We start from the raw sequence: 19,486 nt of genomic DNA, 5'->3' as shown, positions 1-19,486 counted from the left end.
ATTTGCATCGACAGACAGCAGGCGCTTGCTTTCGGGGTTTAATGAAGTCCCAATACGGTTGTGCACGACACGCGCTACACCGGCAGCGGCAGGCGCCGCTGCTGCAACATGGCGTGACTGCAGCAAGCACCCCGTGCCTGACCTCGTTCGCAACAAGGTTGTCCCAGCCTCGATGAAACTCGGAATCACCGCCAAACTCTTCCTCGCCATCCTCAGCGCCTGCATTGCAGTGCTGCTGATCAATGGCCTGGCCGGGCAGCTGTTGCTCAGGAAGCAGTTTCTCGACTATCTCAGCGAGCAGGGCATCGAGCGGATGCTGGAAGTGTTGCCGCGCGTGCAGGCCGACTACGCCAAGCACGGCGACTGGAACTTCATCCGCGACAATCCCGACGCCTGGTTCGTGCTGATGCGCCCGGAGCTGCCGCAGAACCTGCCGCCACGCGCGCCACCGATCTCCGATCAGACCGGCGCGGTGTTTCGTTTCGCGCTGCTGGATCGCGACTACCGGGTGATCATCGGCAACCCCGATGTCAGCCGCACCGACACGCTGCGCCCGGTGGTGGTGCACGGGCAGACGGTGGGCTGGATGGGCATGCTGCCCTTCGAGAAGGTGCTGACCGCCAACGACGCGCGCTTCTACCAGGCCCAGCAACGTCTGTGGTGGACCGTCGGCGCGGCGTCCATCGTGGTGGCCGCGCTGTTCGGCTGGCTGCTGTCGCGCACCTTGCTGCGCCGCGTGCGCAGCCTGACTGCGGCAACCCATCGCCTGGCGGCCGGCGACTACGGCACGCGACTGGAGGCGCGCATGCGCGATGAGCTCGACCAGCTCGCGCGCGACTTCAACCAGCTGGCGCAGGCACTGGACAACAACGAACGTGCGCGTCGCGATTTCATGGCCGATGTCTCGCACGAGTTGCGCACGCCGCTGGCGGTGCTGCGCGCCGAGCTGGAAGCGCTGCAGGACGGCATCCGGCCGATGACGCGCGAATCGCTGACCTCGTTGCACCAGGAGGTCGGCCAGCTCGGCAAGCTGATCGAGGATCTCTACGACCTGTCGCTCACCGATGTCGGCGCGCTGGCCTACCGGCGCGCGCCGATTGATCTGAGTGTGGTGCTGCAGTCCACGTTGGCCGGCATGCACACGCGCATTGCCGCAGCCGGGCTTACGCTGCAGGCCCACGGCATCACTGCGCCGTTGCATGTCGACGGCGACGAGCGTCGCCTGCAGCAGCTGCTGTCCAACCTGCTGGAAAACGCCTTGCGCTACACCGATGCCGGCGGCCAGTTGCGGGTGCAGTGTGCACGGCGCGCGCACCTGGTGGAGATCGTGATCGAAGACAGCGCGCCCGGCGTGCCGGCAGACAAGCTCGATCGCCTGTTCGAGCGCTTCTATCGCGTGGAAGGCTCGCGCAATCGCGCCAGCGGCGGCAGCGGGCTGGGCCTGGCGATCTGCCGCAATATCGTCGGCGCGCACGACGGCGAGATCCACGCCACCGCTTCGCCCCTGGGCGGCCTGCGCGTGACGCTGCGGCTGCCGGCCCTGGAGGCCTGATGGACGACACCACCACCACCGCAGCACCGCACGCACACGTGCTGATCGTCGAAGACGAACCGCGCCTGGCCGCGGTGCTGGGCGAGTATCTGCACGCGGCCGGCTATTCGCATCATTGGGTGGCCGATGGTGCGCAGGCGATTGCCGCGTTTCGCGCGCAGTCGCCGGATCTGGTCCTGCTGGACCTGATGCTGCCCAATCGCGATGGCATGGAGATCTGCCGCGAGCTGCGCAGCCTCGGCGCGGTGCCGGTGATCATGGTGACCGCGCGCGCAGAAGAGATCGACCGGCTGCTCGGGCTGGAGATCGGTGCCGACGACTACATCTGCAAGCCGTTCAGCCCGCGCGAGGTGATTGCACGGGTGCGTGCGGTGCTGCGCCGCCACCGGCACGATCCCAACGCGGTGCCCACGCATGGATTGCTGATCGATGAGGCCGCCTGCCGCGCCAGCGTGGCCGGGCGCGACCTGGACCTGACCCAGGTCGAGTTCCGCCTGCTGCGCACGCTGTGCGCAGCGCCGGGGCGTGTCTACTCGCGCGAACAGTTGATGGACCACGTGTATGTGGACCACCGCATCGTCACCGATCGCACTGTGGACAGTCACATCAAGAACCTGCGCCGCAAGCTGGCCGAGGTGGGCGGCGAAGAATGGGTGCGCTCGGTGTACGGCGTGGGCTACCGCTTCGAGTACCTAGCCACCGAAGCGTAATCAATACCCCCCTCGTAGGAGCGTGCCTGCGCGCGACGCACTCCCGACACCCCAGCAACCACAAGCGCGATCCCCAACACTCACACCTTCAACCAACGCGTCGACACCGCCACACCGACCATCAGCACCGCAACAGCGAGCAAGGCGCCGACCAGGCCGATGCCATGCGCGGCGAAACCGATCATGGCCGGCCCGGCCAGGATGCCGGCATAGCCGAGTGTGGTGACCGCAGTGATGGCGATGCTCTCCGGCATGCGCGTCTGGTTGCCGGCCAACGAGAACAGGGCCGGCACGATGTTGGCGCAGCCCAAGCCGACCAATACGTAACCGGCCAACGAGGCCTGCCATGGGCTCACCAGCGTAAGCACGCAGAAGCCCGCGCCGGCTAGCAGCGCGCCCACCACGATCGAGCGGATGCGCCCCAGGCGCTCCACCACCGCATCGCCCAGCAGGCGCGTCACCGTCATGGTCAATGCAAACACCACATAGCCCACGCCGGCGGTGCTCGGGGCGACCTGGTGCACATCGGCCAGGAACACCGAGCTCCAGTCCAGAATGGTGCCTTCGGCCAGGAACACCACGAACGCCAGGATGCCGATGAACAACACGATGCCCCTGGGCAGCGCCAGCAACGGCCCCTGTTGCGCCACACGCTCGGTCCGCCAGTGGCGCACCGACGCCACGGCGACAAGCAGCATGGCGATCACCCCGGCAACCGCCGCGCTCGGCGGGGAGAGCTGCGCCGACAGCAGCAAGGTCATCGCGCCGGCACCGACAAACCCGCCGATGCTGAAAAACGCATGGAATCCCGACATCATCGCGCGCCCGGCATCGCGCTCGACCACCACCGCCTGCATGTTCATCGCGCAATCCATCGCGCCCACGCCGGCGCCGAACACGAACAGCACCGCGCCCAGCAACCACGGATCGGCGACCACCGCCAGCAACGGCAGGCTGAGGCAGATCAGCGCCGACGTCACCGCCATGACCGCACGGAAACCGAAGCGTGCCGACACCGCGCCGGCCAGCGGCATCGCCAGGAACGAGCCTGCCCCCAGGCACAGCAGGATCAGGCCAAGCGCGCCATCGTCCACGCCGGTCCTGGCCTTGGCGAATGGCACCAGCACTGCCCAGACCGCGGCAGCAAAGCCGGGAATGAAGAACGCCGCGCGGGTGGCGTGCTGTTGCGCGCGAGCGCTGGAGCCGGGGATTAGCGACATGCAAAAAATTCCAGAAGGAAGCGGCAAGGAGAGTGCGACGGTGGCCCAGGCCGGCGCGCTCGCTGGCCGGAACTGGCCCGACCACGGCTCCCTTGCGCGTGCTGCTACCGTCCGTGGAGATATGCGACGCTGCTAGCGAAACACCACCGTGCGGTGGCCATTGAGCACGATGCGATGCTCGACATGGCGACGCACCGCACGCGCAAGCACCAGCGATTCGGTATCGCTGCCCAGCCGCACCAGGTCACGCGGCGTCATCGCGTGATCCACGCGCGCCACGTCCTGTTCGATGATCGGGCCTTCGTCCAGATCTTCGGTGACGTAATGCGCGGTGGCACCGATGATCTTGACGCCGCGTGCGTGCGCCTGATGATACGGCTGCGCGCCCTTGAAGCTGGGCAGGAAGCTGTGATGGATATTGATCGCCCGCCCTGCCCATGCGCGGCACAACGCGGGCGAAAGAATCTGCATGTAGCGCGCCAGCACCACCAGATCGATCTGCAGCGCCTCGACCAGCGCAAGCAGCTGCGCTTCCTGCGCGGCGCGCGTGTCGGCGCTCACCGGCAGATGGTGGAAGGCGATGCCATAGGAGGCGGCCAGCGGCGCGAAGTCGGCGTGGTTGGACACCACCGCCGCGATATCCACCGGCAATTGCCGGCTATGCATGCGGAACAGCAGATCGTTGAGGCAATGCCCCTGCTTGCTCACCAGCACCAGCAGCCGCGCGCGGCGGCGCGCATCGTGCAGCTGCCAGTCCATCTGGAATTCATCAGCCAGCTGCGCAAAGCGGCGTTCCAGCCCGGCAATGTCGGTGCCCGGCGGTTTGTCGAAGTGCACGCGCAGGAAGAAGCGGCCACTTTCGTCGTCGCCAAACTGCTGTGCGTCGAGGATGTTGCAGGCCAGATCAAACAGCAGCCCGGTCACGCGATAGACGATGCCGGTGCGGTCGGGGCAGGACAGGGTGAGGATGTAGTCGGAGCGCATCGGCGCAATGATAGCCAATGCGCCCGGCTGCGGGCGCAGTGCTTGCGCCCGTAACTTTCCGCTGCGACTCAGCGCGGCGGCAGGCGCAGCATCAGCCGCCGATTGATCTCGTCCAGTTGCGCCATCGATGCCTCCACCGAGGTCTCCATCGCTTCCTGGGTGGTGATGTGCGCACGCAGATGCGCCGGATCGGCGAGCTCGCCACGCACCAGAAACACGTTCTCGCCCACCTCGCCAACGTGCCGACTGAGCACCACGTGATCCACCTGGTCGAAGCCATGTTGCTTGGCCAGCGGCAGCAGGCGCGCGGCCATGCGGACACTGGCCTCGTCGGTGGGTTTGTTCAACTCGGCATCGAGCGCGGCCACCGCTTCGCGGATCTGCGCGAACAGAAAGTGGTCCGGATGCTCGGGATGGTCCGGGCCCACCGGGCCCTGGTCGACGACCGGTACGGCGGTCATCGTGTACCACCGGCGCAGATCAGTGCGCGCGGTGTGCGCTCGGTCGAACCGAGCGTGATATGCAGGTGTCGCATCGCATCCTCCCTGGAGCGGCGGCTGTCACGAGCCGGCATTTTAGAAGGTCTGCTGCATGTTGAGGTGAGCAAGACGCATCGCGCGTCACCTGCAAGGCCAGGCACGCTGCGCAGAACCCACGCGCGCGCCTGGGTTGCGATCAGGCCTGCCCGGCCCGCCGCGCCGATACTTCTGCCAGCACCGCCCAGTCGGCGTTGCCGTCGCCATGCGCGATGGCCTCGTCCAGGCCGGCGCGCAGCAACTCGCCCAGTGGCATCGGCACCTGCTTGTCGGCGCCGGCCTGGATCGCCAGATCCACATCCTTGCGGCCCAGGGTGGCGGTGAAGCCGGCGGGCAGGTACTCGCGCTGCATGATCAGGCGGCCGTAGCCCTGGTACGCGGGCGCGGCGAACAAGGTGCTGGTGAGCATGCCCAGGAACTGAGTGGCATCCACGCCGTGGCCGCGTGCCAGCGCGCTGGCTTCGGCCATGGCGCCGATCGCGCTGGCCAGGCAGAAGTTGGCTGCCAGCTTGACCGCATTGGCCTGCTCGGGGGTGCAGCCGATCTCCCAGGTGCGTTGACCGAGCACATCGAACATCGGCTGCACGCGCGCCAGCGCCGCCTCGTCGCCGGCGGCCAGAATGTTGAGCTTGCCGGCTTCGGCCACATCGACCCGGCCGAGCACCGGTGCGGCCACATAGGCCACGCCGCGTTCGGCATGCAGGGCGGTCAGCTCGTGCGCCAGTGCCACCGAGATGGTGGCCATGTTGACGTGCACGCTGCCGGCCGGCAGCGCGTCCAGCACGCCTTGCTCCAGCACGGTGGCACGCACCGCGTTGTCGTCGGCCAGCATCGAAAACAGCAGCGGGCCGTGCGCGGCGTCGCGCGGTGCATCCACCACCGTGGCACCGGCCTCGCGCAGCGACTGCGCGCGCTCCGGCGAGCGATTCCACACACGCAGTTCAAAACCGCCGCGCAGCAGGTTGTGCGCCATCGGCAGGCCCATCGTCCCCAAGCCCAGAAATCCTATCGGCATGCGTTGTCCTTGTTCGTTATGACGTCTATCGGATGGATCAGCTGGCGAACACGCCACGCGCATCGCGTGGCTCGCAGCGCAGGTATTGCGGCGAGGGCGTAACCGACGCGCCGAGTGCGGCCGCGGCATGCCACGGCCAGCGCGGGTCGTACAGGATGCCGCGCGCCAGCGCGATCGCATCGGCCTGGCCGTCCTGCAGGATCGCCTCGGCCTGCGCCGGCTCGGTGATCAGGCCCACGCCGATCACCGGCGTGCTGACCTGCGCCTTGATCTGCTGCGCAAACGGAATCTGATAGCCCGCCTGCACCGGAATCTGCTGGCGCGGATCCAGCCCGCCGCTGGAGACATGGATGTAGTGCGCACCGCGCGCATCCAGCGCCTTGGACAAGGCGATGCTCTGCTCGAGATCCCAACCGCCCTCCACCCAATCGGTGGCCGAGATGCGCACGCCGATGGCGAGCTTGTCCGACACCGCCGCGCGCACCGCGTCGAAGACGCGCAGCGTCAGCCGCATGCGGTTTTCCAGCGAGCCGCCATACGCATCGCTGCGCTGATTGCTCAGCGGCGACAGGAACTGATGCATCAGATAGCCATGCGCGGCATGCAGCTCGATCAGCGCCAGGCCCAGGCGTTCGGCGCGCCGTGCCGCATCGACAAAGGCCTGCACCACCGCATCGATGCCGGCCTGGTCCAGTGCCTGCGGCAACGGCTGACCGTCACGGAACGCCAGTGCCGATGCGGACACGGTCTGCCAGCCATGCGCGTGATCCGGCGCGATGGCCTCGCCGCCGTTCCACGGCAGATCGGTGGAGGCCTTGCGTCCGGCATGCGCCAGTTGGATGCCGATGGGCATCGGCGACCAACGCCGGACCGAGTCCAGCACCTCGCCCAGCGCCTGCTCGGTGGCATCGTCGTACAAGCCGAGGTCGGCGTAGGAGATGCGCCCCTGCGGCTGCACCGCGGCCGCTTCCAGGATCAGCAGGCCGGCACCGGATTGCGACAAGGTGCCCAGATGGATGCGGTGCCAGTCGCTGGCGCGGCCGTCCTGTGCGGAGTACTGGCACATCGGGGCGATGACGATCCGGTTGGCGAGCGCAAGCGGACCGAAGCGGATGGGGGAGAACAGCTGGCTCAAGGGGGCATCCACAGATGACACGGGGATGCCCATTGCACTGCGCCGCGCGCATGGGCACAACCGCTGCAATGGATCACTGCGTCATGCCGAACGCGCACTGGCATCGTTGACGCTGCGTGCACACAGCGGATCGAACGGCGCATGCAGGAACGCCAGCGCCTGCGCGCATGACTGTTCGACCTTCAGGCTGAGCAGCTCGTCCGCGCGGGTGCGCCCGAAGTTGAGCGCGGCGATCGGCAGGCCGGCCTTGGCCGCGGTCTGCACGAAACGAAAGCCCGAATACACCATCAGCGACGAGCCCACCACCAGCACCGCATCAGCCGCCTGCAGATGCGCAAATGCGCGCTCCACACGCTCGCGCGGCACGTTCTCGCCAAAGAACAACACATCCGGCTTCAGCACGCCGCCGCACACCGGGCACGGCGGCACTGCAAAACTGTCGAAGGCGACATCGTCCAGGTCCGCATCGCCATCGGGTGCCTGCGCCGCGTCCAGGTCGGCCCAGCCGGGGTTGGCGTGCTCGAGCAGCAGCTGGAATTCGGTACGGGGCATGCGCCGCTCGCAGCCCATGCAGCGCACCACATCGAGCCGGCCATGCAGATCGATCACCGCCTGACTGCCGGCGGCCTGATGCAGGCGGTCCACGTTTTGCGTCAGCAGCAGTTCCAGCTGGCCGCGCGCTTCCAGTGCGGCCAATGCGTGATGGGTGGCATTGGGTTGCGCCAGCCCGAAGCGCGGCCAGCCGACCAGGCTGCGCGCCCAATAGCGCTGCCGCGTGGACAGCTCGCCCATGAAGGCCTGGAACGTCACCGGTTGCGGACGCTTCCAGCCGCCTTGCAGATCGCGGTAATCGGGAATGCCCGAATCGGTACTGCAACCGGCGCCGGTGAGCACGAACAGGCGCCGATGGCGCTCGATGAAGTCCTGCAACACGTTGCTGTCCTGAACTGCTACCGCCGTCATCGCGCAACTCCGGTGGCCATGAGGTAACTGTGCAGCAACACCACCAGTTGCGCCTGCAGCGGCGCAATCCGCACCGCAGGCGCACCCTCCTCGAGCAGGCTCTTCACCGGCCCGGTGATGGCCGCCATGCCGATCTCGGCCACCGCCTCGCAATCGTCGAAGCGCACATCCGCGGCGGTGGCCAGCGCAGCGGCAAACGCCTGCTGCGAGCGCTTGCGCGCCTGCGACCCCAGCGCGGCGCCACCATGCAGTTCGGCAATGGCGTACAGCGCGCGCGAGACGTCCACATGCTGCAGCTTGGCCTGCACGAAGGCATGCACCAAGGCCTCGCACTGCTGCGCCAGCGTGCGTCCGTGCTGTTGCGCACAGGCCCGTTCCACCGCGTCGATCACCGCCTGCAGATGCCACTGCAGCAACGCGATCAACATCGCCTGCCGATTGGGGTAGTACTGGTACACGCTGCCGACCGACACGCCGGCACGCTCGGCCACCCGCGTGGTGGTGCAGCCCTGCAGTCCGTCGGCTACCAGCACCTGGATGCTGGCCTGGCGGATGACCTCCACGGTGGCGCGCGAGCGCGCTTGCTGCGGGGCCTTGCGCGGTGCTGGCAGGGGGAATGAGGTGCTCACGAAGGCGACTGTACACACGGATGGATGGCACATAGTCTGGGGGCCTTCTTGGTGATTCCAAGCAAGCGCCCCTCTCCCGCTCCGCACCCATGGCGCTGCGCGACGGCGCCGAGCGCCCGATTGCTTCACCCAGTCGCTGGCGAAGGCACTGCGTAACGCAGGCTTTGCGGTCAATGTGCCGATGCGTTCAATGCGATCAATCACGCTCGCGCCGCCAACGATCTCAACGATCACGCCGGTTCAGACAGCGTCGACAAGCGGCTGCCAGCGTGGCGCAGCTTGCGATGTCCGAGCTGGCACCGGCGCGATGACACCGAGAGCGGGACGACCACGACATGCCTTCGTGGGTGTCGGTATTAACCTGATGCACACCGAGCGACGCACAGCCGGCTACCTGCCGCGCACGGTTGAAATCGCTTGAAAAACACGTTCCACGTCACAGATCGGCACGCGAACCCGCCAGCTTAGCGTGATCGGGCGCACACGCAATGCTGCGGAAACATCGCGCCGCGACAGTGGGCAGCTCCCCCGCTGACCCCACTCCTGCCATGCCCTACACCCACATCCGGACGCGCTCCGGAGTGCGTCGTGCCGTGTCGCGTCGTCCGCTCGCCGTCCTGCTTGCACTGACCCTGGCCACCCCCGCGCTCGCGCAGGAAGCCGCACCCGCCACGCCTGCCACCCGCAAGGGCGAGGACGGCATCTTCTCGCTGGACCGGATGATCGTCACCGGCGCCGGCCAGGCCCAGAACCAGTTCGACGCCTCGTATGCGATCACTGCACTGACCGCCGAGCAGATCGACAAGCTGGCCCCGCTCAACCTGGCCAGCCTGATCGGCTCGATGCCCGGCATCTATGCCGAATCCACCGGCGGCGAAGTGCAGAACGTCTACCGCATCCGCGGCATTCCCGACGAAGGCTCGTTTGCCGTGATCCAGGAAGACGGCATCAGCCCCTACCCGGACAACAACGGCTACTTCTACAAGACCGAAGGCCTGGTGCGCCCGGACCTGATGGTCGAATCGGTGGAAACCGTACGCGGCGGGCCGTCGCCGATCTTCGCTTCCAATGCCGCGGCCATCGTCAATTTCGTCACCCGCCAGGGCGGCGACACCCCCGAAGGCGCAGTGCGCACCACCGTCGGCGACACCGGGCTGTATCGGCTCGATGGCTATTGGTCGGGCAAACTTGCCGACGGCTGGTACCTGGCTGCCGGCGGCTTCGTGCGGCGCAACGACGGCTACCGCGACGTGGGCTTTCCGGCCGACGAGGGTGGGCAGTTCCGCATGAACCTCACGCATACGCTGGAGCACGGCAAGCTGACCTTCACCGCCAAGCATCTGGACGACAAGAATGCGTTCTACATGCCGATCCCGCTGTACGACCCGCGCGACACCTCGCGTTCGCTGGACCCGTTGATCGACCGCTTTACCGGCACCTTGAGCAGCGCGCAGCTGAAACGCGCCAGCATCGTCTCCAGCGATGCCAACGGCGCGCCGCAGCGCGAGTTGCGCGACCTGTCCGATGGCCGCCACATGAAGTTCAACCATCTGGGCGCCAACCTGGACCTGGCCTTCGACAACGGCTGGAGCCTGTCCAACAAGGCCATCGTCAATCGCCTGGACATGACCTTCGACGCGCTGTATTCCAGCAATGCGCCGCAGGACGCCGCCGCGTATGCCAACAGCCGCCGCGCCGCCGCCAGCGCCGCGTTTCCCGGCCTGAGCTCGCTGGGCTACGTCTACACCGACGACGGTAGCCGCTTCGATCCGGCCAGCACCGACGGCCTGGTGATCCAGGGCCAGTACCGCGCCATGAACGTGCGCGCCGATTCGTTCGCCGACGACCTGCGCCTGCATCGCCGCTTCGACTGGGGCGGCGACAGCCACGACATCACGCTCGGCGTGTACGGCGCCTATTACGCGCGTTCCTACAATTCGCGTTACCAGAGCTATCTGTTGGAAATGCGGCAGAACCCGCGCACGATTGACCTGCTCGGCTACGACGCGGCCGGCAACGTGGTCGGTGGCGTGACCAAGGACGGCGTGGTGATCTACGGCGCCGACCGCACCCAGGGCAAGGCCTATACCAGCATGCTGGCGCCCTACATCGCCGACACCTGGCAGGTGACCGACAAGCTGCGCCTGGAAGCCGGCGTGCGTCACGAGCGCTACCGCTATCGCGCCTGGAGCATGCTGCGCAGCACCGGCAACCTGGGCATGGCCGACACCCTGGCCGACGATGCCGCGCGCCTGTTCACCGGGGCCCGCGCACACACCGCGCTGGACGTGGGCGTGACCAACTGGACCGCGGGCTTCAACTACGACATCACTCCCACCGTCGGCATCTACGGCCGCGCCTCGCGTGCGCACCGCGCGCCCAGCGAGGGCGCCAACGAAGGCAACGTCAACATCCCCACCGCCGACCAGTTCGAGCTCGGCACCAAGCTCAACTTCGACACGCTGGACGTGTTTGCCACCGCCTTCTACACCAAGTACGACCCGTACAACATCGGCACCAGCGCGGTGAATCCGCAGACCGGCGCGGCCGAATCCAAGGACTACCGCGGCAGCGTCACCAACCCCGGCATCGAACTGGCGGCGGTGTGGACGCCGGCGCAGTGGCTACGTCTTGATGCCAACCTGACCTACAACGACACCAAGGTATCCGACCTGACCGAAGTGGTGGCCAATGGCGCAGTGGCCGTGGTCGACGTGGACGGCAACATGCCCAACCGCCAGCCGAAGCTGTACGGCAATGCCGGCCCGACGCTGTTGTTCACCACCGGTGCGTTCGATTGGGAAACCTCGTTGCGCTACGCCTATGTGGGCAAGCGCTACGCCGACCTGGAAAACACCACCGAGCTGGCCGCCTACGACACCCTGGCGGCCAACATCCTGGTGCGCAACGGGCCGTGGGACGTGCAGCTGTCGGTGGACAACCTGACCAACACCTTTGCGCTGACCGAAGGCAACCCGCGCACCGACACCATCTCCGGCCAGGGCACGCGCGCGCCGATCTACGGCCGGCCGATCTACGAGCGCAACTCGCGGCTGGTGGTGACCTACCACTTCTGAGTGCGCCGGCGTCCGGGGTGTCGCAGCCTCGATGCCAGCGCTCCACTTCCCGATCCATCGCCTGCAGCGCCGCAGACGCGCTGCAGGCCACAAGGACTGCCATGACAGCTTCCCGTCTTGCCTGTGCGCTGCTGGTTGCAGCAGCGACGTGTTCCGGCGATGCCGCCGCCTGGGGCCACCGCGCGCATGCCGCCATCGACAGCGCCGCCGTGCAGGCGCTGCCCGACGACGGCCCGGTCTTTCTCAAACAGTACGCGCAGGTGATCGCCGACGGCGCCACGCTGCCGGACGGCTGGCGCAGCGAAAGCGAACCCTTCCTCAAGATCGAAGAAGACCCCAACCACGGCTGGTTCCGCGAGCAGTTCGCCTTCATGCAGCACCCGCCGCGCTCGCGCTACGCCTTCGTACTGGCGCTGTACGACGAACAACGGCGCATCGCCGGCAGCGACCCGCAACTGGCGCAGCGCATGAACGTGCGTTGGGCCGGCACCTTGCCGTACGCCGCCACCGAAGGCTACCAACGCATCGTGGCGACCATGCGGCAACTCCGCACGCTGCGCGCCAAGGGCCAGGACACCCGAGAGCTCGAACGCAACTGCGCGTTCTACGTCAGCTGGTTTGCGCACTACATCGGCGATGGCGCGCAGCCGCAGCACGACAGCATCCATCACGACGGCTGGCAGGGGCCGAACCCGCACGGCTACAGCACCGACCCGAAGGTGCACGGCAAGTTCGAGAGCGATTACGTGGAGAAGATTGCGCTGACCCCGCAGGACCTGCTGAGCCGCATGCCGGCCCTGGCGCACCAGGATGGCGATGTGTTCGAGCAGATCCTGGGCTTTCTCGACATCGGCACCGGCCGTGTCGAGCAGGTCTATCGCCTGGAAAAGGCCGGCGCCTTCGACGACGCATCCAGCAGCGACGGCCGCGCGATGGTCTATCGCACCGCCGGCGACGGCGCGGCGATGCTGCGCGACCTGCTGGTGCGCGCCTGGCGCGAAAGCGCGCAGCAGCCCGGTACCTCCACGCCACCCAGCATGGACCCACGCCATCCGCAGTACGACCCGGCAACCGGATCTGCACCTGCCAGCACCTCGCCCACGCTGTAACCGCCGATGGCGACAGGGGGGCCGCCATCGGTGTGCCGACCTGCGCGGCGGCAACGGGCGCTGCACGGGTCGGCAGTACAGCGCAGCGCACCATGCGGATCGCGCGTGCCGTCACGCCGCGTCAGTGGGCGTTGGCGGCCTGTTCGACAAAGCGCAGCAGATCCTGATTGAAGCGCGGGCTGTCTTCCAGAAACGGGGCATGCCCTGCGTTGGGATACAGCACCGTCTGCGCACGCGGCTGCAGCTGCCGTGCACGCGCCAGCGCCGGCCCGGTGGTCACCAGTGCATCGCGCGCGCCGTACATCAGCAACACCGGCAGCTGCGTGCGTTGCAGGCCGGCAACGTCGATCGACATGCCCTGCACGGCCCGTTGCATGTCCCACGAGGCCAGCGACGCGTTAGCCAGCAAGGTTTCAAACACTGGCGCCGGAGGCTGGGTGGCAAAGCACAGCCGCAGGAAGTCCTGCACCGCCTGCAGGTGCGTGCGCAGGTCGTCGGAGACCAGATCGCGATAGATCGCCGGATGCGCGCCCAACTGCTCTGCGCGCAGTTCGATCACGCCATCGACATACACCACGCCGCCAAGCCCTTCGTCGCCGTAACGAGTGAGGTAGTTGCTGATCACCGCACCGCCCAGCGACCAACCCACCAGCACCGCATCGCGCGCGTTTGCGGCCTTCACCACGGCGGCAAGGTCGTCGGCCCAGCGCATGCCGTCCCGATACGCGGACGCTGCCGCCGGCTTGCCGGACAGCCCATGCCCGCGCAGGTCGTAGGTGATCAAGCGATAGCCTTGCAGGCGCGGATCGGCCAGCTGCGCGTCCCAATCGATGCGGCTGCCGAGCAGGCCGTGCACGAACACGATTGCCCGGCCATCGGTGCCGCCATGCTCCTGCACGGCCAGGGCCACGCCGTCGGGCGCGCTGACGGTGTAGCTGCGCGACGCCGGGGGTGAGGTCGGCCCCGCCGCCGCCAAGGTTGAAGAGAACAGCAGCAGGCAAACCAGCAGGTAGCGCATCGGCAACATGCCGAAGACGGGGAGAAAGCGAACAGGCATCGGAGTGAGCTCCAGACAAGGTGAGCCACCATCCTCGAGCCTCACACCAATGTGAGGGTCAAGCATTGCGTGCAACGTATGCTGGGCGCATGGCCACATCGTCCGAACCATCCCTGAGCATTGGCGCGCTGGCGCTGCAGACCGGCGCCAGCGTGCGCTCGCTTCGCCACTACGACGCGCATGGGCTGCTGACCTCCTCGCGCAGCGCCAACGGCTACCGGGTGTTTCCTGCCGCCTGCGTTGCACAGGTGCGGCAGATCCAGCGGCTGATTGCCACCGGCTTCAGCCTGGACGACATCCTCGGCTTCCCCGATTGCATGCGTCTGGTGGAAGGCGCGCAGATGTGCCCGGAAACCGCGCAGGCGCATCGGGCACGCCTGCAGCTGATCGAGCGCCAGCTGGCCGACCTGGAGCGGCGCCGTGCGCGTTTGCTGGAAACCCTGGCACAGGGTGCGGCGGATGCCGCGGCCACGCTGCCGCCTGCAGCGCAGACCAGACGCAGCAAGCGGGCGCGCTAGAGCGGCTGACAGACACCGCGCAGTCGTGCAGCCAGTCGCGCTTGCACGCGGCGGTCGAACCGCGTCACTCGCCGCGTGCAGGGTGCGGCGCAAAGCGCCCGTACGGCCGTGTGTCATCGGCGCGCTGGCGCAGCACGTAGGCCGCGGCGAAGGCGAGCGCCAGCAAGGTCAGGCACATGCCGACCAGCGCGCCCCAGCCACCGTGTTGCCAGAACCAGCCGCCAAGCGCGCCGATCACGCTGGAGCCGGCGTAATACGCCAGCAGATACAGCGATGCGGCGTGACTGCGGTGCGCACCGCCGAGCCGGCTCACCCAGGCGCTGGCCGCCGAATGCGCGATGAAGAAGCCGATCGTCAGCAACACGATGCCGGCCACCACCAGCGCCAGCACATGCGCCAGGGTCAGCGCCACGCCGAGCACGCACAACACGATGCCGGTGGTGACCACCGGGCCGCGCCCGAAACGGTCCGACGCCGCACCGGCCACCGACGAACTGACGATGCCGAACACATAGGCGCTGAAGATCATGCCGATCTGGCTCTGGCTCAGGCCGAATTCCGGCCCGCCCAGCCGGAAGCCGGCGTAGTTGTAGAGGCAGACGAACACGCCCATCAACAGGAACGGCAGCGCGAACAGGAACGGCAGGTTGCGGTCGCGCAGATGCCCGGCCCAGGCGCGCAGATGGAAGCGCAGGTTGATGCCGTGCCGGCGCACGAAGTTGCGCGACGGCGGCAGCAACCAGAAGAACGCCAGCGCGCATAGCAGGTCGAACACGCTCAACACCGCCAGCGCGGTGCGCCAGTCGTAGTGATCGGTCAGCACGCTCATCACGATGCGCCCGCTCATGCCGCCGAAGGCATTGCCGGCCACATACAGACCGGTGGCCGCGCCCATCTTGTTGGCCGGCAGTTCCTCGCCCAGATACACCATCGCCACCGCCGGCACCCCGCCCAGCGCGATACCGGACAAGGTGCGCACCAGCACCAGCGCGCCCCAGTGCGGCAGGAAGGCGGCGACCAGGTTGAGCACCGCGGCCAGTGCGATCGATACGAACATCAACCCGCGCCGGCCCAGGTTCTCCGACACTGCGCCGGCACAGAAGATCGCCAGGGCCAGCGCGCCGGTGGCCAGCGACAACGGCAGCGAGGCGGTGGCCGCATCCACGCCGAAGGCGCGCGCAAACTCCGGCAGCACTGGCTGCACGCTGTACAGCAGCGAGAAGGTGGCAAAGCCGGCCAGGAACAGGGCCAGGCGGATGCGGCCGCTGGCCGGCGCATCGGCGGCGGCGGCGTTGTCGGCAGGGCCGGCGGTGGCGCCCGGCAGGCTGCCGGTGCGGCGATCAGGAGAGGACACAGGCGCAGCATCGAGACGTGGGACGGCGAGTATTCGCCTGCGCTGACCCCCTGTCCAATATATGATCCTGGCAGTTGCCATATGCAGAACAGATAGCATGGAACTTCGCCACCTGCGCTACTTCCTGGCTGTCGCCGAGGAGGGCAACTTCACCCGCGCCGCAGCGCGGGTCGGCATCGGCCAGCCGCCGTTGAGCCAGCAGATCCAGGCGCTGGAGCGCGATCTGGGCACGCTGCTGTTTCGGCGCACCCACAGCGGCGCCGAGCTGACCCCGGCCGGCGAGGCCTTCCTGGTCGAGGTGCGCCGCGTGCTCGCCGATGTGGAGCGCGCCGCCGAAACCGCACGGCGGGTGGCGCGCGGCGAATCCGGCCGGCTGCGGCTGGGCTTCACCGCCTCGGCCGCGTTCAACCCGGTGGTGCCGCACCTGATCCGCGACTTTCGCCGGCAATGGCCGCAGGTCGAGCTGTTGCTGGAGGAAACCAACACTGCCGGACTGCTGCTGGCCCTGGCCGATGGCCGCCTGGACGCGGCCTTCGTGCGCTACGGCCTGAGCACGCCGCCCGACCTGCAACTGCTGCGCTTTGCCGACGAACCGATGAAGATCGCCGTGCCCACCGCGCATCGCCTGGCCGCCCGCAACAGCGCGCCACTGGCGGCGCTGGCGGGCGAACCGTTCATCCTGTTCCCGCGCAGCTTCGGGTCCAGCCTGTACGACGAGATCCTCGCCGCCTGCCGGCAATCCGGCGTGACCCTGCGCATCACCCAGGAGGCGCCGCAGATGTCGTCCATCGTCAACCTGGTCGCCGCCGAACTGGGCGTGTCGGTGGTGCCGGCCTCCACTGCGCAGCTGCAGCTGCCCGGCGTGCGCTATCTGGATATCGAAGGCCAGATGCCGCTGGCCCGGCTGGCCCTGGCAGTCGCGCCGGGCGCCCTGGACACCGCGCCACTGGTCCAGCATCTGTGGGCGCTAGCGGAAGTGCTGTGAGCCAGGCTGATCTTGAGCCAACAGCACCACGGTTTTTGTAGGAGCGCACCCGTGCGCGATGTGGCTCTCCCGGTAATGCCCTCGCGCACAAGTGCGCTCCTACACCTGCCAACAGATGGCCAGATGCCACTGGCCAGGCTGGCCCTGGCAGTCGCGCCGGGCGCCCTGGACACCGCGCCGCTGGTCCGGCATCTGTGGGCGCTTGCGGAAGTGCTGTGAGCCAGGCTGATTTCGAGCCGACAGCACCACGGTTGTTGTAGGAGCGCACCCGTGCGCGATGTGGCTCTCCCGGTAACGCCCTCGCGCACAAGTGCGCTCCTACACCTGCCAACAGATGGCCAGATGCCGCTGGCCAGGCTGGCGCTGGCGGAAGTGCTGTGAGCCCGGCTGATCTCGAGCCGACAGCACCACGGTTTTTCGTAGGAGCGCACCCGTGCGCGACGTGGCTCTCCCGGTAACGCCCTCGCGCACAAGTGCGCTCCTACACCTGCCAACAGATGGCCAAACGCCGTTGGCCAGGCTGGCGCTGGCGGAAGTGCTGTGAGCCCGGCTGATCTCGAGCCGACAGCACCACGGTTGTTGTAGGAGCGCACTCTGCGCGATGTGGCTCTCCCGGTAACGCCCTCGCGCACAGGTGCGCTCCTACACCTGCCCAGGCGGAAAGATGTTGGATTGGGTTGCCTGCCACCAGCGGTGGCGCTGGTTCTCTTGAGCCGAGGTCTGATCCACACACCCTCAGCCGCACCCGAAGTCATTGATCCTGTGGAAGCACGCATGCCCGCGATACTGCTTGCGTGGCGACATCATCCCGGCCAGGGCCTTCGCTGCAGACAGCATGCACGTTGCCAGCGCGCGCACGTGCCCTGCCGAATCCGGATAACACCATCCAGGTACACCGCTTGACCTCAACCGCGATTGAGGTCGTTCAATGCCTGCACCTTCCATCACCTGCGCCCGCCATGCATCTTCGCCATCTGTTGCTGCCCTGCCTGGACCCCGACCTCAGCCTGCGCTTCTATCGCGAGGTACTGCAGCTGCCGCAGCACGGCAACAGCAGCCGCATCGGCTGGAGCAGCCTGGAATGCGTGCAGGCACAGCAGCCGGTGGGCAGCCTGCATCTGGCGTTCAACGTGGCGCCGTCGCGCTTCGACGCCGCTGCGCAGTGGATCGGCGAGCGCAGCAAGCTGCTTGCCGATCCACATGGCCGCCGGCAGTTTCAACTGGACGGCGTATGGCAGTCGCAATCGGTGTATTTCGCCGGCCCCGACGGCGCAGTACTCGAGTTGATCGCGCGTCGGGCGGTGCAGGACGTGGCCACCGGCGACGGTGCGTTCCACGGCGACGAGTTGCTGTGCGTGAGCGAGATCGGCTTACCCAGCAACGATGTCGCGGTGGTGACCAGCAGTGTCGCCCATCACTTCGGCGTGCGGCCGTTTGCGCCGGCGCTCGAAGGTTTTGCCGCGCTGGGCGACGATGATGGCCTGTTGATCGTGGTCGATCAGGCGCGGCGCTGGTTTCCGCAGCAGCGGCAGCTGCCGTGGGCCAGCGGCGTGCGGGTCAGCGTGGATGCACCGCAACCGGGGCTGCGCTTGCGCGATGCGCAGGGCTGGGAGTTGCTGGCGGCGTGATCGCCCACGCCGCGCAGGTCATGCCGCCGCTGCAGGCGCGGGCAGACGGAAGAACGCCCGCGCCGCCGCGGTGCTGTTGGCCGCGGTCAGCGCCACCTCCTCGCCACGATCGCGCGCGAGTTCGTCGACGATATGCGACAGGAACATCGGCTCGTTGCGGCGGTCCTTGGGCATCGGCTTGAGCGTGCGCGGCAGCAGGTACGGCGCGTCGGTTTCGATCATCAAGCGGTTGGCCGGGATGTTGCGCACCAGCTCGCGCAGATGCAGGCCGCGGCGCTCGTCGCACAGCCAGCCGGTGATGCCGATGTAGTAATCGCGGTCCAGGTAGTCGAACAGTTCTTCGCGGGTGCCGGTGAAGCAATGCACCACCGCCGGGCCGAGGCGGCCATCGAAGCTGCGCATGATCGACAGGAAATCGTCGTGCGCCTCGCGCTGATGCAGGAACAGCGGCTTGCCGTTGTCGGCAGCCAGTTGCAGCTGGCGCTCGAAGGCCTTGTGCTGGGCCGGACGCGGGGCGAAATCGCGGAAATAATCCAGCCCGCATTCGCCCACCGCCACCACCTGCGGGTGCGCCTGCAGCGTGCGCATTTCGGCCTCGCATTCGGCGGTGAACTCCACTGCGTGGTGCGGGTGCACGCCAGCAGTGGCGTAGAGGAATCCGGGATGCTGCTGGGCCAGCTGCAAAGCCAGCGGCGAATGCTCGCGACTGGCACCGGTGATCACCAATTGCGCAACGCCTGCCTCGCGTGCGCGTTGCAGCACGGCGTCGCGGTCGCGGTCGAAGGAGTCATGGGTGAGGTTGGCGCCAATATCGATCAACTGCATGCTGCGGTGTCGTGTGGGGAGAGCCGGGCAAGTGTAACGAGTGGGGGTTGTGTGCGCTTAGCGCTTCGCGTCCCTTCTTCCGCCGGGAGAAGCTGGCGCGCAGCGCCGGATGCGGGTGCGAGCGGAGCCTCGCATGACCAACCACCCAATGTGGCGTCGCCCGGTCCCCTCACCCCAACCCCTCTCCCG

At 67.6% G+C, this 19,486-nt stretch carries 17 protein-coding genes and 1 pseudogene; 8 read left to right on the top strand and 10 right to left on the bottom strand.

Translation table 11 applies throughout. The annotated features are described in order from the left end of the window. The first annotated feature begins 172 nt into the window (after positions 1–172). Together baeS and AC1PLS_RS01840 are read left to right on the top strand one after the other, a co-directional pair. Positions 173–1,552, top strand: coding sequence for a sensor histidine kinase efflux regulator BaeS (baeS, locus tag AC1PLS_RS01845; RefSeq protein ID WP_039528883.1), 1,380 nt, complete (start codon positions 173–175; stop codon positions 1,550–1,552). After that, positions 1,552–2,262 carry a response regulator gene (locus AC1PLS_RS01840; protein WP_481104145.1) on the top strand — a complete coding sequence of 237 codons (711 nt, stop codon included), beginning with the start codon at positions 1,552–1,554 and terminating at the stop codon, positions 2,260–2,262. Before baeS ends, AC1PLS_RS01840 begins: the two co-directional genes overlap by 1 nt. Before the next feature lie 80 nt (positions 2,263–2,342). Here AC1PLS_RS01840 and AC1PLS_RS01835 read toward each other — a convergent pair whose 3' ends face one another. From AC1PLS_RS01835 to AC1PLS_RS01805, 7 genes are all read right to left on the bottom strand, one after another. Then, positions 2,343–3,482 carry an MFS transporter gene (locus AC1PLS_RS01835; protein ID WP_481104144.1) on the bottom strand — a complete coding sequence of 380 codons (1,140 nt, stop codon included), beginning with the start codon at positions 3,480–3,482 and terminating at the stop codon, positions 2,343–2,345. Between the two features lie 132 nt (positions 3,483–3,614). Then, positions 3,615–4,466: a formyltetrahydrofolate deformylase gene (gene purU, locus AC1PLS_RS01830; protein WP_481104143.1), complete on the bottom strand. Its 852-nt coding sequence runs from the start codon at positions 4,464–4,466 to the stop codon at positions 3,615–3,617. A 68-nt stretch (positions 4,467–4,534) separates the two neighbouring features. Beyond that, positions 4,535–4,927, bottom strand: a complete 393-nt coding sequence (locus AC1PLS_RS01825) for an XVIPCD domain-containing protein (protein ID WP_481104142.1) — start codon at positions 4,925–4,927, stop codon at positions 4,535–4,537. Between the two features lie 214 nt (positions 4,928–5,141). After that, entirely contained in the window at positions 5,142–6,017 is an 876-nt protein-coding gene (locus AC1PLS_RS01820) for an NAD(P)-dependent oxidoreductase (RefSeq protein ID WP_184457854.1), read from the bottom strand. Positions 6,018–6,054: 37 nt separating this feature from the next. Next, positions 6,055–7,173, bottom strand: a complete 1,119-nt coding sequence (locus AC1PLS_RS01815) for an NADH:flavin oxidoreductase/NADH oxidase (RefSeq protein ID WP_481104141.1) — start codon at positions 7,171–7,173, stop codon at positions 6,055–6,057. A 60-nt stretch (positions 7,174–7,233) separates the two neighbouring features. Further along, positions 7,234–8,115, bottom strand: coding sequence for an NAD-dependent protein deacetylase (locus tag AC1PLS_RS01810; protein ID WP_481104140.1), 882 nt, complete (start codon positions 8,113–8,115; stop codon positions 7,234–7,236). After that, positions 8,112–8,777, bottom strand: coding sequence for a TetR/AcrR family transcriptional regulator (locus tag AC1PLS_RS01805; protein ID WP_046344955.1), 666 nt, complete (start codon positions 8,775–8,777; stop codon positions 8,112–8,114). Before AC1PLS_RS01805 ends, AC1PLS_RS01810 begins: the two co-directional genes overlap by 4 nt. Before the next feature lie 560 nt (positions 8,778–9,337). Here AC1PLS_RS01805 and AC1PLS_RS01800 point away from each other — a divergent pair. Together AC1PLS_RS01800 and AC1PLS_RS01795 are read left to right on the top strand one after the other, a co-directional pair. Continuing rightward, a complete protein-coding gene (locus AC1PLS_RS01800) occupies positions 9,338–11,821 on the top strand; it encodes a TonB-dependent receptor (protein ID WP_326520419.1) in 2,484 nt (827 codons plus the stop codon). Between the two features lie 101 nt (positions 11,822–11,922). Next, positions 11,923–12,930, top strand: a complete 1,008-nt coding sequence (locus AC1PLS_RS01795) for a phospholipase C/P1 nuclease family protein (protein WP_054592098.1) — start codon at positions 11,923–11,925, stop codon at positions 12,928–12,930. A 121-nt stretch (positions 12,931–13,051) separates the two neighbouring features. Here the strand turns inward: AC1PLS_RS01795 and AC1PLS_RS01790 are convergent, their stop codons facing one another. Continuing rightward, a complete protein-coding gene (locus AC1PLS_RS01790) occupies positions 13,052–13,987 on the bottom strand; it encodes an alpha/beta fold hydrolase (RefSeq protein ID WP_481104139.1) in 936 nt (311 codons plus the stop codon). 89 nt (positions 13,988–14,076) lie between these two features. Here AC1PLS_RS01790 and AC1PLS_RS01785 point away from each other — a divergent pair, with 89 nt between their 5' ends. Then, the gene (locus AC1PLS_RS01785; RefSeq protein ID WP_039528903.1) at positions 14,077–14,505 is read left to right on the top strand and encodes a MerR family transcriptional regulator; all 429 of its coding nucleotides are present in this window, start codon (positions 14,077–14,079) and stop codon (positions 14,503–14,505) included. 64 nt (positions 14,506–14,569) lie between these two features. Here the strand turns inward: AC1PLS_RS01785 and AC1PLS_RS01780 are convergent, their stop codons facing one another. Continuing rightward, positions 14,570–15,859, bottom strand: a complete 1,290-nt coding sequence (locus AC1PLS_RS01780; protein WP_039528906.1) for an MFS transporter — start codon at positions 15,857–15,859, stop codon at positions 14,570–14,572. A gap of 97 nt (positions 15,860–15,956) precedes the next feature. Between AC1PLS_RS01780 and AC1PLS_RS01775 the strand changes: the two genes are divergently transcribed. The 3 genes and pseudogenes from AC1PLS_RS01775 (at position 15,957) to AC1PLS_RS01765 (ending at position 18,472) form a co-directional block, all read left to right on the top strand. Further along, positions 15,957–16,844: a LysR family transcriptional regulator gene (locus tag AC1PLS_RS01775; protein WP_104569252.1), complete on the top strand. Its 888-nt coding sequence runs from the start codon at positions 15,957–15,959 to the stop codon at positions 16,842–16,844. Positions 16,845–16,958: 114 nt separating this feature from the next. After that, positions 16,959–17,063, top strand: a pseudogene (locus tag AC1PLS_RS01770) (LysR family transcriptional regulator); the annotation flags it as partial. A gap of 740 nt (positions 17,064–17,803) precedes the next feature. Beyond that, positions 17,804–18,472: a VOC family protein gene (locus AC1PLS_RS01765; protein WP_481104138.1), complete on the top strand. Its 669-nt coding sequence runs from the start codon at positions 17,804–17,806 to the stop codon at positions 18,470–18,472. Between the two features lie 18 nt (positions 18,473–18,490). Here AC1PLS_RS01765 and AC1PLS_RS01760 read toward each other — a convergent pair whose 3' ends face one another. Next, entirely contained in the window at positions 18,491–19,297 is an 807-nt protein-coding gene (locus AC1PLS_RS01760; RefSeq protein ID WP_104569254.1) for a TatD family hydrolase, read from the bottom strand. Positions 19,298–19,486: the final 189 nt, after the last annotated feature.

The sequence above is a fragment of the Xanthomonas sp. NCPPB 3218 genome (assembly GCF_056725185.1).
The sequence above is the reverse complement of the archived record's forward strand: the minus strand, read 5'-3'. Positions and strand labels throughout refer to the sequence as shown.